The sequence below is a fragment of the Daeguia caeni genome, assembly GCF_042653845.1.
Classification (GTDB): domain Bacteria; phylum Pseudomonadota; class Alphaproteobacteria; order Rhizobiales; family Rhizobiaceae; genus Brucella; species Brucella caeni.
Window position 1 is genome coordinate 14,926 of sequence record NZ_JBHSEL010000051.1, and the last position, 14,217, is coordinate 29,142.

A 14,217-nucleotide genomic window follows, 5' to 3' on the forward strand; every position below is an offset into this window, starting at 1 on the left:
ACAAGTTTGTCCTCACCCAAGAATGGGAAAAAGCCCTCTGCCCATGTCCGTGCTGAATCTGGCAACCTGATGCCTGCGCCAACACGGGCAGCCGTCATCGTGCCGATCCTGCCGGAGCGCTTTAACACGAATGCAGTCGGCGAAGAGGGAGGGCGGCCGCAATTCCAGCGTTCCAATGAAGCGCGACTGGAAGAAGCGCAGGGACTGGCGCGTGCCATCAATCTCGATATCGTCCATTCCGAGATTGCAATCATCACCAATCCAAGGCCTGCCACGCTGCTTGGGCAGGGCAAGGTGGAATCGATTGCTGAAACCGTTGAGGATAATGCAATCGATCTGGTGATCGTTGATCATACGTTGACGCCGGTGCAGCAGCGCAATCTCGAGAAGGAATGGAACGTCAAGGTCATCGACCGCACGGGGCTAATCCTGGAAATTTTTGGCGAGCGTGCGCGCACGAGGGAAGGCGCCTTGCAAGTCGAGCTCGCCCATCTGAACTATCAGAAAGGACGTCTGGTGCGCAGCTGGACGCACCTTGAGCGCCAGCGCGGCGGCGGCGGCTTTCTTGGCGGCCCTGGCGAAACCCAGATCGAGGCCGACCGGCGCCTGCTTCAGGAAAAGATCATCAAAATCAAGCGTGAGCTTGAAACCGTCGTGCGCACGCGTTCGCTGCATCGCCAGAAACGCAAAAAAGTGCCGCATCCGGTCATTGCCCTGGTCGGCTATACCAATGCCGGCAAATCCACGCTGTTCAATCGGATGACGGGTGCTTCGGTTCTGGCGGAAGACATGCTGTTTGCAACCCTTGATCCGACGCTGCGCCGCATCCGCCTGCCACATGGCGAAACCATCATCCTGTCGGATACGGTGGGCTTCATCTCCAATCTTCCGCACCATCTGGTAGCAGCCTTCCGGGCAACGCTGGAAGAGGTGGTGGAGGCGGATCTCATCCTGCATGTGCGCGATATTTCTGATCCCGATAATGCCGCGCAGGCCGAAGATGTCGAAAACATTCTGGCAAGCCTCGGCATTGAACCGCATGACACCAATCGTGTGATCGAAATCTGGAACAAGATTGATCGTCTGGACGAAGCCGGCCGGGAAGCCGCCTTGCGGCTTGCCGCCTCCGGCCCGGTCGAGGGCAGGCCGATCCCGCTTTCAGCCATGACCGGCGAAGGGGTTGACCGCCTGCTTTCGCTGATCGAGACGCGCATTTCCGGCAAGCTTTCCCGTGTCGAACTGATGCTGTCGCCGTTCCAGTTGCATCTTCTTGACTGGATCTATCAGCATGGCAGTCATGTGAAACAGGATAATCTTGAGGATGGTTCCGTGCGCATCGGCGCCAATCTCACCGAGACGGCAAGAAGGATTCTTGATGAGAAGCGCGGGGTGAAGCCCGAACCACGGCGCGAAGACTGGGAATAGGGGCTGGCTGCGTGTTGCCGCATCCTGACCGGCAAAGGTGCCATTTATGCCGCTACAGCCTGCCATTTGCTGGTGGCACTTGCGAAACATGGGCGCATCGCCCTATGTATGGAATTCGATGATTCAGACTCAAAACTTATACGCGGTACAGATATCAGAGGCCCCAATGAGAGATCCTATTGAAACCGTCATGAACCTCGTGCCGATGGTTGTGGAACAGACCAATCGCGGCGAACGAGCCTATGATATCTTCTCGCGCCTTCTGAAAGAGCGCATCATCTTCGTCAATGGCCCGGTTGAAGACAATATGGCCATGCTGGTTTGCGCTCAGCTCCTGTTTCTGGAAGCCGAGAATCCGAAAAAAGAAATCAATATGTACATCAACTCGCCCGGTGGTGTCGTAACCTCCGGCATGGCGATCTATGATACGATGCAGTTCATCCGTCCGCCGGTCTCGACCCTGTGCATGGGCCAGGCCGCATCGATGGGGTCGCTGCTTCTGACAGCAGGCGCAACCGGCCAGCGCTATGCGCTGCCTAATGCCCGCATCATGGTGCATCAGCCATCCGGCGGCTTCCAGGGGCAGGCTTCGGATATTGAGCGTCACGCCCAGGACATCATCAAGATGAAGCGCCGCCTCAACGAAATCTACGTCAAGCATACCGGCCGCGACTATGACACGATCGAACGTACGCTTGACCGCGACCACTTCATGACCGCGCATGAGGCTCTGGAATTCGGCCTGATTGACAAGGTCATCGAAGCTCGTGATGCCGGCAGCGACGAATCGAAATAACCGAAATTCTGAGAAATTGGCCTCCTTGCCACAAAAGAGGCCAATTTGTTACCAGAACCAGATCATTCAACAATAGACGTTAAGTTTCTGTTGGTCTTCTGGGAATTAGATTGTTCGTAGCATGCTGATTCTGGACTGGAGTTGGATTTTTCAATTGTCCGCCGGTTCAGCTTTTGCAAAAGTCATCAGTGGTTGCATTATAGAGGCAATCTTATGGTGAAGGAAAATGGGTTTTAAGGCAGCCAGCCGGCTGTCTCTCCGAACGGAGGCGGATTTCTTCGGAAGCCAGATCCGGACGGAAACGGTCTGAGTGCCAATCGTCAAGTCTGACGGTTCGCTTCGATCAACTGGAAAGGAAACTGCGATGAGCAAAGTAAGCAACAACGGCGGCGATTCCAAGAATACGCTTTATTGCTCGTTCTGCGGCAAAAGCCAGCACGAAGTGCGCAAGTTGATTGCGGGGCCGACTGTTTTCATCTGTGACGAATGCGTCGAGCTTTGCATGGACATCATCCGCGAGGAAAACAAGACCTCGATGGTGAAGTCGCGCGAAGGCGTTCCGACACCGCAGGAGATCATGGCCGTTCTGGACGATTATGTCATTGGCCAGAAGGATGCCAAGCGCGTCCTGTCGGTTGCCGTGCACAACCATTACAAGCGCCTTGCCCATCAGTCGAAGAACAGCGACATCGAACTGGCCAAGTCGAACATTTTGCTGGTCGGCCCGACCGGTTGTGGCAAGACCTATCTGGCGCAGACGCTCGCCCGTATCATTGACGTGCCGTTCACCATGGCCGACGCTACCACTCTGACCGAAGCCGGTTATGTCGGTGAGGACGTCGAAAACATCATCCTGAAGCTGCTTCAGGCTGCTGATTATAATGTCGAACGTGCCCAGCGGGGCATCGTCTATATTGACGAAGTCGACAAGATCAGCCGCAAGTCGGACAATCCTTCGATCACACGCGACGTATCGGGTGAGGGCGTCCAGCAGGCGCTGCTCAAGATCATGGAAGGCACGATTGCCTCCGTTCCGCCGCAGGGTGGCCGCAAGCATCCGCAGCAGGAATTCCTGCAGGTTGACACGACCAATATCCTGTTCATCTGCGGTGGCGCCTTTGCCGGGCTGGACAAGATCATCTCTGCCCGCGGCGAAAAGACCTCGATTGGCTTTGGCGCCACGGTCAAGTCGGTTGACGAACGCCGCATTGGCGAGGTCTTCAAGGATCTGGAGCCGGAAGATCTGCTGAAATTCGGCCTCATCCCTGAATTTGTCGGCCGTCTGCCGGTGATTGCAACGCTGGAGGATCTGGACGTTGATGCTCTGGTGCAAATCCTGACCGAGCCGAAGAATGCCTTGGTCAAGCAGTATCAGCGCCTGTTCGACATGGAAAATGTCATGCTGACCTTCCATGATGATGCGCTGCGCGCCATTGCTAACAAGGCGGTGGAACGCAAGACCGGTGCGCGCGGCCTGCGCTCGATCATGGAAAAGATCCTGCTCGACACCATGTTCGAACTGCCGACGCTGGAGGGTGTGTGCGAAGTCGTCATTTCCGGTGATGTGGTTGAAGGCAAGGCCCGTCCGCTCTACATTTATGAAGAGCGTCAGGAAGACAAGGGCCATATCTCGGCCTGAGGAATTTCATTTGGGAAGGCCGCCAGTCGGCTGCAGATTGATTGCCCCCCTCGATTTTGACAGTGCTCAGAGCGAGGGGGGTGATTTTGATCGGTTGCCTTCCATTTCTTGTCTTTGGAAACCGGCGCGTTGCGTGCATCTGGGGATGTTTGGTTCCGCAGTCTGCCGCCCGAAAAGTGGAGCCGGAAAACAATATTTCAGGGCAGTTCGATTCGTAAGGAAACTCTGGAGAGCCCTGAAGGCTATCAAGCGGCCTTTGTCTGGCAATGGTTTTGCCAACTGGAGTCTGTCGCGTCAAAGGGGTATTCTGTGGCGATCAATGTTCCGGTCCAATGGGAAAGGGTCATTGAAGCGGGCATAATGCAAGCTTGCAGTTGTATGAACGTGCAAGAGGACGCAGGATAATGAACGATTCTGAATTTGCCGCTTGAATTGCCGCTTTCGACACTCCAAGTAAGGCATGAAGCGCGTTGATGACCTGCCTCAAGTCTAAAGGGGGCATCTGCGTGGCAATGGGAGCCGAAAGGCCCAGGAAAGGAATAGGTTATGACGGGTATTGAACAGAAGACCCCACTTGGTGGCTCTGGTTCGGGCGGTGCGGACGGGCTCTATGCCGTTCTGCCGTTGCGCGACATCGTGGTGTTCCCTCACATGATCGTTCCTCTTTTCGTTGGACGCGAAAAGTCAATTCGTGCCCTGGAAGAGGTTATGGGCGTCGACAAGCAGATCCTGCTTGTGACGCAGAAGAATGCTGCTGACGATGATCCTGCGCCAGAAGCAATTTATGAAATTGGCACCATTGCCAATGTTCTGCAGCTTCTGAAACTACCGGACGGCACTGTGAAGGTGCTGGTGGAAGGCATTTCGCGTGCGCGAATTTCGAAGTTCACCGAACGCAGCGATTATCACGAAGCCTATGCAACTGCCCTGACGGAACCGGAAGAGGATTCTGTTGAGGTTGAAGCTCTGGCGCGTTCGGTCATTGCTGACTTCGAGAATTACGTCAAGCTGAACAAGAAGATTTCGCCGGAAGTGGTTGGCGCTGCCAGCCAGATCGACGATTATTCCAAGCTTGCCGATACGGTTGCATCTCATCTTGCAATCAAGATTCCGGAAAAGCAGGAAATGCTCTCCATCCTCTCGGTGCGTGAGCGTCTGGAGAAGGCTCTGGCCTTCATGGAAGCTGAAATTTCTGTTCTTCAGGTCGAGAAGCGTATTCGCGGCCGCGTCAAGCGTCAGATGGAAAAGACGCAGCGCGAATATTACCTCAACGAGCAGATGAAGGCGATCCAGAAGGAGCTGAACGAGGGTGAGGACGGCCGCGACGAAGTGGCTGAACTCGAAGAGCGCATCAACAAGACCAAGCTGTCGAAGGAAGCGCGTGAAAAGGCCCAGGCTGAGCTGAAGAAGCTGCGCGGCATGAGCCCGATGTCCGCCGAAGCAACGGTTGTGCGCAACTATCTCGATTGGCTGCTCAGCCTGCCATGGGGCAAGAAGTCAAAGATCAAGCACGACCTTAAATATGCCGAGGAAGTGCTGAATGCGGATCATTATGGCCTGGAAAAGGTCAAGGAACGCATTGTCGAATATCTTGCCGTGCAGTCGCGTTCAGCCAAGATCAAGGGCCCGATCATCTGCCTCGTCGGCCCTCCCGGCGTCGGCAAGACCTCGCTTGCCCGTTCGATCGCCAAGGCGACCGGCCGTGAATATGTCCGCATGTCGCTCGGCGGCGTGCGTGACGAAGCGGAAATCCGCGGTCATCGCCGCACCTATATCGGCTCAATGCCCGGCAAGGTCATCCAGTCGATGAAGAAGGCCAAGAAGTCCAATCCGCTCTTCCTGCTCGACGAGATCGACAAGATGGGCCAGGACTTCCGCGGCGATCCGGCGTCAGCCATGCTTGAAGTGCTCGACCCCGAACAGAATGCGACCTTCATGGACCACTATCTCGAAGTGGAATATGATCTGTCGAACGTCATGTTCGTGACGACGGCCAACTCGCTGAATATTCCGGGCCCGCTGCTTGATCGCATGGAGATCATCCGCATTGCCGGCTACACGGAAGATGAAAAGCTGGAAATCGCCAAGCGTCATCTTCTGCCAAAGGCAATCCGCGACCATGCGCTGCAGCCGAAGGAATTTTCGGTCAGTGAGGACGCGATCCTGTCAGTCATCCGTCACTATACGCGCGAAGCAGGCGTGCGTAACCTTGAACGCGAACTGATGACGCTTGCCCGCAAGGCTGTCACCGAAATCATCAGGGACAAGAAGAAGTCCGTGAAGATTACGGCCAACAACCTTGCCGATTACCTCGGCGTCCAGAAATATCGTTATGGGCAGGCCGAAGGTGAGGATCAGGTTGGTGTCGTCACCGGTCTGGCATGGACGGAAGTTGGCGGCGAATTGCTGACGATCGAAGGTGTCATGATGCCCGGCAAGGGCCGCATGACCGTCACTGGCAATCTGCGCGACGTGATGAAGGAATCGATCTCGGCGGCTGCCTCCTATGTCCGCTCGCGTGCGATTGATTTCGGCATCGAACCGCCGCTCTTCGACAAGCGTGACATCCACGTTCACGTGCCGGAAGGCGCAACGCCGAAGGATGGTCCATCTGCCGGTATCGCCATGGTCACGGCCATTGTCTCGGTTCTGACCGGCATTCCGGTACGCAAGGACGTTGCGATGACGGGTGAAGTTACCCTGCGCGGCCGTGTCCTGCCGATCGGCGGTCTGAAGGAAAAGCTGCTGGCGGCATTGCGCGCTGGCATCAAGAAGGTTCTGATCCCGGAAGAAAATGCCAAGGATCTGGCTGAAATTCCGGATAATGTGAAGAACAATCTTGAGATCGTTCCGGTCTCGCGCGTTGGCGAGGTTCTCAAGCATGCGCTTGTCCGCGAGCCGGAGCCAATCGAGTGGACTGAACCGGCAACGACTCCTGCCGTCATGGCCCCTGTTGAAGACGAAGCCGGCGCCTCGATCGCGCATTGATCAAGGCAAAAACCGTAGAACTTGCGAAATGCCGGGCATTCAGCCCGGCATTTCTGTGTTTAACCCCGGAAATCCGGGGAGTTTTCACGTTGACAGGCTTGGTTTGCCGTACTTTTCGAATAAACTCTCGCTCAAGCCGGTCGCTTTAGCACTTCCGGTAAAGCAAGAAAGGAAATGCCTATGAACAAGAACGAATTGGTCTCCGCAGTTGCGGAAAAGGGCGGTCTGACCAAGGCCGATGCAGTAACGGCAGTTGACGCAGTACTGGCAGCTATTACCGGTGCTCTCAAGGCTGGCGAAGAAGTTCGTCTGCCGGGCTTCGGCGTTTTCTCTGTTTCGCATCGTGCAGCCACCACGGGCCGCAACCCGTCGACCGGTAAGGAAGTGGCCATTCCTGCACGCAACGTACCGAAGTTCTCGGCCGGCAAGGGTCTGAAGGACGCTGTAAACAGCTGATAGGCCGAACGCGCAAGCGCATTTGATCATCCCGGGCTCTGTCCCGGCTGGTGATCATTGCCTTGTGGCGGCAATGGCTGGACCGGCATGGCCAGTCGCAAGATCAGCCCCTCGTTTTGACATGGTCAAAGGCGAGGGGTTTTATATTGGGTATTTGGGCTGCAAGAGCTTCCATCTTTCGCTTGCAGGACCGTGCAGACAGGGCCCGGCATGAAATTTTCGCCTCTGCTCAAGATCATGCACCTGTTCTGAAGCCTCGTCTTGCTCCATTCCTTCGCCGTCGGATGCAAAAAGCCGGGCAGATCGCCCGGCTTTGTCGTGACCAATTATTCTGCGGCTTCCGATTTGCGTTTTGGACGCCGTTCCAGAAGCTCCTTCAGGAACTGTCCCGTATAGGAACGCGGCTCCCTGACAATGTCTTCCGGGCGTCCAACGGCAACGATCTCTCCGCCGCCATCACCGCCTTCTGGGCCAAGATCAATCACCCAGTCTGCCGTCTTGATGACTTCCAGATTGTGTTCAATGACCACAACCGTATTGCCCTGATCCACCAGTTCGTGCAGCACCTCCAGAAGCTTGGCAACGTCATGGAAATGCAGCCCTGTGGTCGGCTCATCAAGAATATAAAGCGTGCGTCCGGTTGCCTTGCGGGACAATTCCTTGGCAAGCTTCACGCGCTGCGCCTCGCCGCCTGACAGTGTCGTTGCCTGCTGGCCGATCTTGACATAGCCAAGGCCGACCTTGACCAGGGTTTCCAGCTTGTCGCGCACTGCAGGCACAGCCGAGAAGAATTCCGCGCCTTCCTCGACTGTCATGTCCAGAACATCGGCAATGGATTTGCCCTTGAACAGCACTTCCAGTGTCTCGCGATTATAACGTTTGCCATGGCAGACATCGCAGGTCACATAGACGTCGGGCAGGAAGTGCATTTCGATCTTGATCACACCATCGCCCTGACAGGCCTCGCAGCGACCACCCTTCACATTGAAGGAAAAACGGCCGGACTGGTAGCCGCGCGCCTTGGCTTCCGGCAGACCGGCAAACCAGTCGCGGATAGGAGTGAAGGCGCCGGTATAGGTGGCCGGATTTGAGCGCGGCGTGCGGCCAATCGGCGACTGATCAATGTCGATCACCTTGTCAATGAATTCGAGCCCTTCAATGCGGTCATGTTCTGCGGCTTGCTCGCGCGAGCCCATGATGCGGCGTGAAGCCGCCTTGAACAGGGTTTCGATCAGGAAGGTTGACTTGCCACCGCCGGAAACACCCGTCACCGCGGTAAATGTGCCCAGCGGAATATCCGCCGTCACATTTTTCAGATTATTGCCGCGTGCCCCAACCACGCGAATACGCTTGGTCTTGGAGATCTTGCGCCGCTCGGCCGGAACCGCCACTTCCAGCGTACCTGACAAATATTGGCCAGTCAGCGAATTGGCATTGGCCATGATGTCCTGCGGCGTGCCCTGCGCAATCACCTGACCGCCATGCACACCGGCAGCCGGGCCAATATCGACGACATGGTCGGCAGTGAGGATCGCGTCCTCGTCATGTTCGACCACGATCACCGTATTGCCAAGATCACGCAGATGGCGCAGCGTATCGAGCAAGCGGGCATTGTCACGCTGATGCAGGCCGATCGACGGTTCATCCAGCACATAAAGCACGCCGGTGAGGCCGGAGCCGATCTGGGAGGCAAGACGAATGCGTTGGCTTTCACCACCCGACAATGTGCCGGAATTGCGTGACAGGGTAAGATATTCCAACCCCACATCATTGAGGAATTTCAGCCGCTCACGGATTTCCTTCAGGATACGGGCGGCAATTTCCCGCTGCTTTTCATTGAAGCTGGCCTCAATGTCCCGGAACCATGCATCCGCCTTGCGGATCGACATTTCCGAAACCTCGCCAATATGTTTCATGCCAAGCTTGACCGCCAGCGCTTCCGGCTTGAGCCGATAGCCATTGCAGGCCGGGCAGGGCGTTGATGCCATATAGCGCTCGATTTCCTCGCGCGACCAGGCAGAATCCGTCTCCTTCCAGCGCCGTTCAAGGTTCGGGATCACACCTTCAAACGGCTTGGTGGTCTTGTATGAGCGCAGGCCATCATCATAATGGAAAGTAATTTCCCGGCCCCTGGTGCCATAAAGCACGGCATCTTGCGCCTCTTTCGAAAGATCGGCCCAGCGGTCACTGATCTTGAAGTCATAGACCTTGCCCAGCGCCTCAAGCGTCTGGTTGTAATAAGGCGAGGAGGAACGCGCCCAGGGCGCAATGGCACCTTCCCTCAGAATGACATTTTCATCCGGCACGACCAGATCGGGGTCAATCGCCTGCTGCGTACCCAGACCATCGCAGGTCGGGCAGGCGCCGAACGGATTGTTGAAGGAAAACAGACGTGGCTCGATTTCCTGAATGGTGAAGCCGGAAACGGGGCAGGCAAATTTTTCCGAAAACAGAATGCGTTCATGCGTGTCATTGGCCGATTTGTTGGCCGCACCGCCGGCTGAGGTTTCTTCTGGCGGCAAGGGCCTGTCGGCAAATTCGGCAATCGCCAGACCATCGGACAGTTTCAGACAGGTTTCGAGACTATCGGCAAGGCGGGTGGACAGATCCGGCCGCACGACAATGCGGTCAACCACGACATCAATGTCATGCTTGTATTTCTTGTCGAGAGGCGGCACATCGGCAATTTCATAAAAAACACCGTCGCTCTTGACGCGCTGAAAGCCCTTTTTCTGCAGCTCCGCCAGTTCCTTTTTATATTCGCCCTTACGACCGCGCACGATCGGTGCAAGAATATAAAGACGTGTGCCTTCATCAAGTGCCATGACGCGATCCACCATCTGGCTGATCGTCTGGCTTTCAATCGGCAGCCCCGTTGCCGGCGAATAGGGCACACCCACGCGCGCATAAAGCAGGCGCATATAATCGTAAATTTCCGTCACCGTACCGACGGTCGAACGCGGATTGCGGCTGGTGGTCTTCTGTTCAATCGAAATGGCTGGCGACAGACCGTCGATCTGGTCGACATCCGGCTTCTGCATCATTTCCAGAAACTGGCGTGCATAGGCCGAAAGGCTCTCGACATAGCGGCGCTGGCCTTCGGCATAGATCGTGTCAAAGGCAAGCGATGACTTGCCGGAGCCAGACAGGCCAGTCATCACGATCAGCTTGTCACGTGGTAGATCGAGATCGACATTTTTCAGATTATGTTCACGCGCGCCACGTATGGAAATGAATTTCTGATCGCTCATTCCGCGTCCTGTCTGCTCATGATGCTGTTGGTCGCGACGTCAAGGCCGCCGCGGCAGTCGATACCATGGACCCCCGTAAAATGGGAGAGGCGGGATATTTATCGCCATCCCATGCCGCACGTTTACCACTGGAACAAATATCGAACAACCGTGTTTCTGATAGGCGATCGCAAATGTGATCGCAAGCATGTTGACTGTTACAATGAACGGGCGCACACTTCTCGTTACCTACCCGGTACGGAGTGGTAAGTCGGAGGGATGACGCCTTACCAACAAGGGCTTCGTGCAGGGCGGGAATCCTGAGGAGGTAAAGGAGCATGAGTCCACCTGACTAGGGCATGCCGCTTTCACAAGATGAAAGCACAATCGAAAGCATCACGACAGCGTCCAATGACGCAGAACGATCCACTTGGCATGCAGACTTTGTAACAGCTTGCACCTGACTGGTATTTCTGGGGAATGACGCGTCGTTGAGTGAAAATCGATTGCCGAAAATCTGGAACATGCGCGGAAACCGCAAGGTTGCGTGCCTTGGATTTCCGAGAGAATTTGTCGGCGAAGTACTGTCGGCATATGAGCAATGCTCACCCCCAGCCCCGTGCGCCAGAGAAACAGTGAGCGACGGGGCTATCTCCTGTTAAGATTTCGTGTCCTGGTAGTCTGCTTTGTCTCCATCAGCTTGCCCTGTCAAAGTGCCGCTTCACGCCCGTTGTTCCTTGCAAACGGTCCCGAGCATGTTCTTGTCCGCTTTTTGACTCGTCGGCGCGCTTATCGCCGTAACGTTCGCAAATCTGCACCACCATCTGTTCAAGACGGGGTAGGTGTGGTTTTCCGCATCTGATCCTTGCATCCTGCATGACGCAACGGATGACAAGAGAAAAGTCAGCTCAAACGGCCGATACAGGACACCGACATGTGGCGGTGCAGAATGCGTCTTAATCCGTTCTCCGGTTCATCCGTTCATGGCGTCCATTCGTTCTGCTGATTTGTCAAAAAGACCGTAAATTTCCTGGCTATTTCACAATCTGCCCGGGTGAACGGCCTATTTATGCAAATTGACAAGCCCCACATCTGATGTGCTGAATATTTAGCTTGAAAGTAGAACAAAAACAGAACATAACTTCTGTGGACATTGTTAAAATTATAAGGTGGGAACGAGTAATCAATCAGTCAGTCCTGTAGAGTATTGAAAACCTTTCAGGCGTCGGACAATGTTCGCGCTTAAGCAGATTTATGTAACACTTGTTCTTCATGCATTGCAGGGAAGTGGGTGTTGCCAAGACCCGGAGTAGATTTTTATGGCTGGTAGCGTCAACAAGGTCATTCTGATCGGCAACCTTGGAGCCGATCCGGAAGTGCGTCGTTTGAATTCGGGCGATATGGTCGTCAATCTGCGCATTGCCACCTCTGAAAGCTGGCGTGATCGCCAGACCGGCGAACGCAGGGATCGTACCGAATGGCACAGCGTTGTCATTTTCAATGAAAATCTGGCGAAGGTTGCGGACCAGTATCTGCGTAAGGGCGCCAAGGTTTATATCGAAGGCGCATTGCAGACCCGCAAATGGNTGAATTGCAGATGCTTGACAGCCGCGGCGAGGGTGGCGAAGGTCGTGCCGCATTTTCCGGTGGCGGCAACCGCTCTCAGGTTTCCGATTATTCCAGCGGCGGCGATTTTGGCTCTTCCGGCCCAACCTCCAGCACTGGCAGCTTCGCGCGCGACCTCGATGATGAAATTCCGTTCTGACCTGATTGGGCTCTGAATTGCCTGAACGCTTGTCATGCTGAACCGTATCTGCTCAGGCGGTAACAAAGTAGCAGACTGATCGTAGAAGTCTGATGGCAGGAAACAGAAGCGGGCATGATTAAAACCATAAGTTTCCCGGAATGAATCCGGGAAACTTGGTGCTAATGCCTTCCATCCTTTCATCTAGAGGAACAAGGATCGGCACCCGCCTGCCGGCCAATTCCGGTCCGTGGTTGTCTCCGATCCATGCCGGAATGAGCCTGCCTGAACGTGGAAACTTCCCGCAGACCCCGCTTGGATCTGGAGCCGCATGACGTAAATGGTGCTAGGCTTAATGCAAAGCGGAAGCCGGTTACAGACACAATCTCTCGGTGCAATTTGGGAGAACGTGAAATCTGAATTGTTCTGATGCATATCTGAAAGATGCTGCAAGGCGGGGGCCTTGATGGAAATGGCAAAATCCGGAATTGCGGGCTGTTTTGTGGCTGTTGTCGGCCCAAGCGGAGCTGGCAAGGATACGATCCTGGACGGAGCTCGCCTTGCTCTGGGCGGCGACAGGCGCTTTCATTTTGTCCGCCGCGTCATCACACGGCCGCCAAAACCCGACGCGGAAAATCATGACAGCCTGGACGAGGCAGGTTTTTTGAAAGCGCTGGACGCGGGAGCCTTTGCCCTGCACTGGCAGGCACATGGCCTTTATTACGGCCTGCCAGCCTCTGTTTTTGATGCAATCGCCGCCGGCAAGGTGGTTGTCGCCAATGTGTCACGCCGCGTGCTTGAAAATATCCGGCAGACCTTCCCGCGCCATTCCATCGTGATGATAACCGCTAGGCCGGAAATTCTGGCGGAACGCCTCATAGCCCGCGGTCGAGAAACAGCCGAGCAGATTACGGAACGGCTGAGCCGCGAGGCGACTTTTGATGCCGCCAAAGAGGCCGATGTTTTCCGTATCGACAATTCGGGCAGTGCACAATCATCCATTGCCCTTTTTGTCGATCATTTGCAAAAACTTTCAGAAAAAACATAGGATTGCAGTAATAAGCTGACAGAATCCATGAAGTGATCAGCATTTGCCTGCTTGCTGCCCGGAAACTCGGCCAGCCAGCGCATCATCACGGTCTGACTGATGTGTCATTTCGCAAGCCTCATCCGTCGGCACCAAGGTGCAATACAAGCGGATCAGCAAGCCTCCTTCCGGCTCTGGCGCATGTCGTGCGCACAAAGCCGATCACAGTTTTTCCTGATCATATTTGCGCGCAAGTTCACATGGTCTGTTCGGCAATCAGCGTTTCAATGCCATCGGCCACGAACTGAACTGCAAGTGCGGCCAGAATAACACCCAGAAGACGGGTGAGAATGGAGCGGCCGGTTTCGCCAAGAAAATAATCCACCCGCTCGGCAAGCAACAGAACGAGATAAGTAATCAGCAGACAGACGAAGATCACGCCGATCAGAATGATGCGCGCGCTGATCGTATTGAAGGATTGCGATGTCAATACAATTGCCGAAATCGCGCCGGGACCGGCAATCAGCGGGATGGCAAGCGGGAAGGCGGCAATATTGCGGATATGGTCCTTGGTAATGGCAACTTCTGCGCTCTTTTCCTTGCGTTCCGTGCGCTTTGCAAAAATCATTTCAAACGCGATCCAGAACAGAAGCAGGCCACCGGCCACGCGGAAGGCACCAATGGTGATGCCGAACATGCCAAGGATCTGCGCGCCGGCAATGGCAAAGACAGCCATGACGGCAAAGCCTATGATCGATGCGCGCAATGCGACCTGACCGCGAGAGGAGCGATCCATGCCGGGCGTCAGCGCAAGAAATAAAGGTGCAAGACCAGGCGGGTCAATCGTGACCAGCAATGTCACAAATGCGCTGAAAACCGTATCGAAAGGCACCATATGCTCCATCTCCTGTT

General features: G+C 55.2%; 8 protein-coding genes and 1 pseudogene. 7 read left to right on the forward strand and 2 right to left on the reverse strand.

Going from position 1 to position 14,217, the window contains the following annotated elements:
- The first annotated feature begins 6 nt into the window (after positions 1-6).
- From hflX to ACFO1V_RS07325, 5 genes are all read left to right on the forward strand, one after another.
- A complete protein-coding gene (hflX, locus tag ACFO1V_RS07305) occupies positions 7-1,425 on the forward strand; it encodes a GTPase HflX (RefSeq protein ID WP_374832580.1) in 1,419 nt (472 codons plus the stop codon).
- A gap of 166 nt (positions 1,426-1,591) precedes the next feature.
- Complete coding sequence (clpP, locus tag ACFO1V_RS07310; RefSeq protein ID WP_374832578.1) at positions 1,592-2,221, forward strand: ATP-dependent Clp endopeptidase proteolytic subunit ClpP; 630 nt, start codon at positions 1,592-1,594, stop codon at positions 2,219-2,221.
- Between the two features lie 364 nt (positions 2,222-2,585).
- Positions 2,586-3,860: an ATP-dependent Clp protease ATP-binding subunit ClpX gene (gene clpX, locus ACFO1V_RS07315; protein ID WP_374832576.1), complete on the forward strand. Its 1,275-nt coding sequence runs from the start codon at positions 2,586-2,588 to the stop codon at positions 3,858-3,860.
- A 546-nt stretch (positions 3,861-4,406) separates the two neighbouring features.
- Positions 4,407-6,848: an endopeptidase La gene (gene lon, locus ACFO1V_RS07320; RefSeq protein ID WP_374832574.1), complete on the forward strand. Its 2,442-nt coding sequence runs from the start codon at positions 4,407-4,409 to the stop codon at positions 6,846-6,848.
- Positions 6,849-7,028: 180 nt separating this feature from the next.
- Positions 7,029-7,304, forward strand: coding sequence for an HU family DNA-binding protein (locus tag ACFO1V_RS07325; RefSeq protein WP_374832572.1), 276 nt, complete (start codon positions 7,029-7,031; stop codon positions 7,302-7,304).
- A 326-nt stretch (positions 7,305-7,630) separates the two neighbouring features.
- On the opposite strand, the gene uvrA is transcribed toward ACFO1V_RS07325, so the two are convergent.
- On the reverse strand, positions 7,631-10,555 hold the full coding sequence (gene uvrA, locus ACFO1V_RS07330; protein WP_374832570.1) for an excinuclease ABC subunit UvrA: 2,925 nt from the start codon (positions 10,553-10,555) through the stop codon (positions 7,631-7,633).
- Positions 10,556-11,853: 1,298 nt separating this feature from the next.
- Between uvrA and ssb the strand changes: the two are divergent.
- Positions 11,854-12,299: pseudogene (gene ssb / locus ACFO1V_RS07335) on the forward strand (single-stranded DNA-binding protein).
- A gap of 451 nt (positions 12,300-12,750) precedes the next feature.
- Positions 12,751-13,326: a phosphonate metabolism protein/1,5-bisphosphokinase (PRPP-forming) PhnN gene (gene phnN / locus ACFO1V_RS07340; protein ID WP_374832566.1), complete on the forward strand. Its 576-nt coding sequence runs from the start codon at positions 12,751-12,753 to the stop codon at positions 13,324-13,326.
- 235 nt (positions 13,327-13,561) lie between these two features.
- Here the strand turns inward: phnN and ACFO1V_RS07345 are convergent, their stop codons facing one another.
- A complete protein-coding gene (locus tag ACFO1V_RS07345) occupies positions 13,562-14,200 on the reverse strand; it encodes a MarC family protein (protein WP_374832564.1) in 639 nt (212 codons plus the stop codon).
- Positions 14,201-14,217: the final 17 nt, after the last annotated feature.

Coding starts and splice junctions, on each gene's coding strand:
- lon (WP_374832574.1), top strand. CDS start 4,407: ATGACGGGTATTGAACAGAAGACCCCACTTGGTGGCTCTGGTTCGGGC.
- clpP (WP_374832578.1), top strand. CDS start 1,592: ATGAGAGATCCTATTGAAACCGTCATGAACCTCGTGCCGATGGTTGTG.
- clpX (WP_374832576.1), top strand. CDS start 2,586: ATGAGCAAAGTAAGCAACAACGGCGGCGATTCCAAGAATACGCTTTAT.
- uvrA (WP_374832570.1), bottom strand. CDS start 10,555: ATGAGCGATCAGAAATTCATTTCCATACGTGGCGCGCGTGAACATAAT.
- ACFO1V_RS07345 (WP_374832564.1), bottom strand. CDS start 14,200: ATGGTGCCTTTCGATACGGTTTTCAGCGCATTTGTGACATTGCTGGTC.
- phnN (WP_374832566.1), top strand. CDS start 12,751: ATGGCAAAATCCGGAATTGCGGGCTGTTTTGTGGCTGTTGTCGGCCCA.
- ACFO1V_RS07325 (WP_374832572.1), top strand. CDS start 7,029: ATGAACAAGAACGAATTGGTCTCCGCAGTTGCGGAAAAGGGCGGTCTG.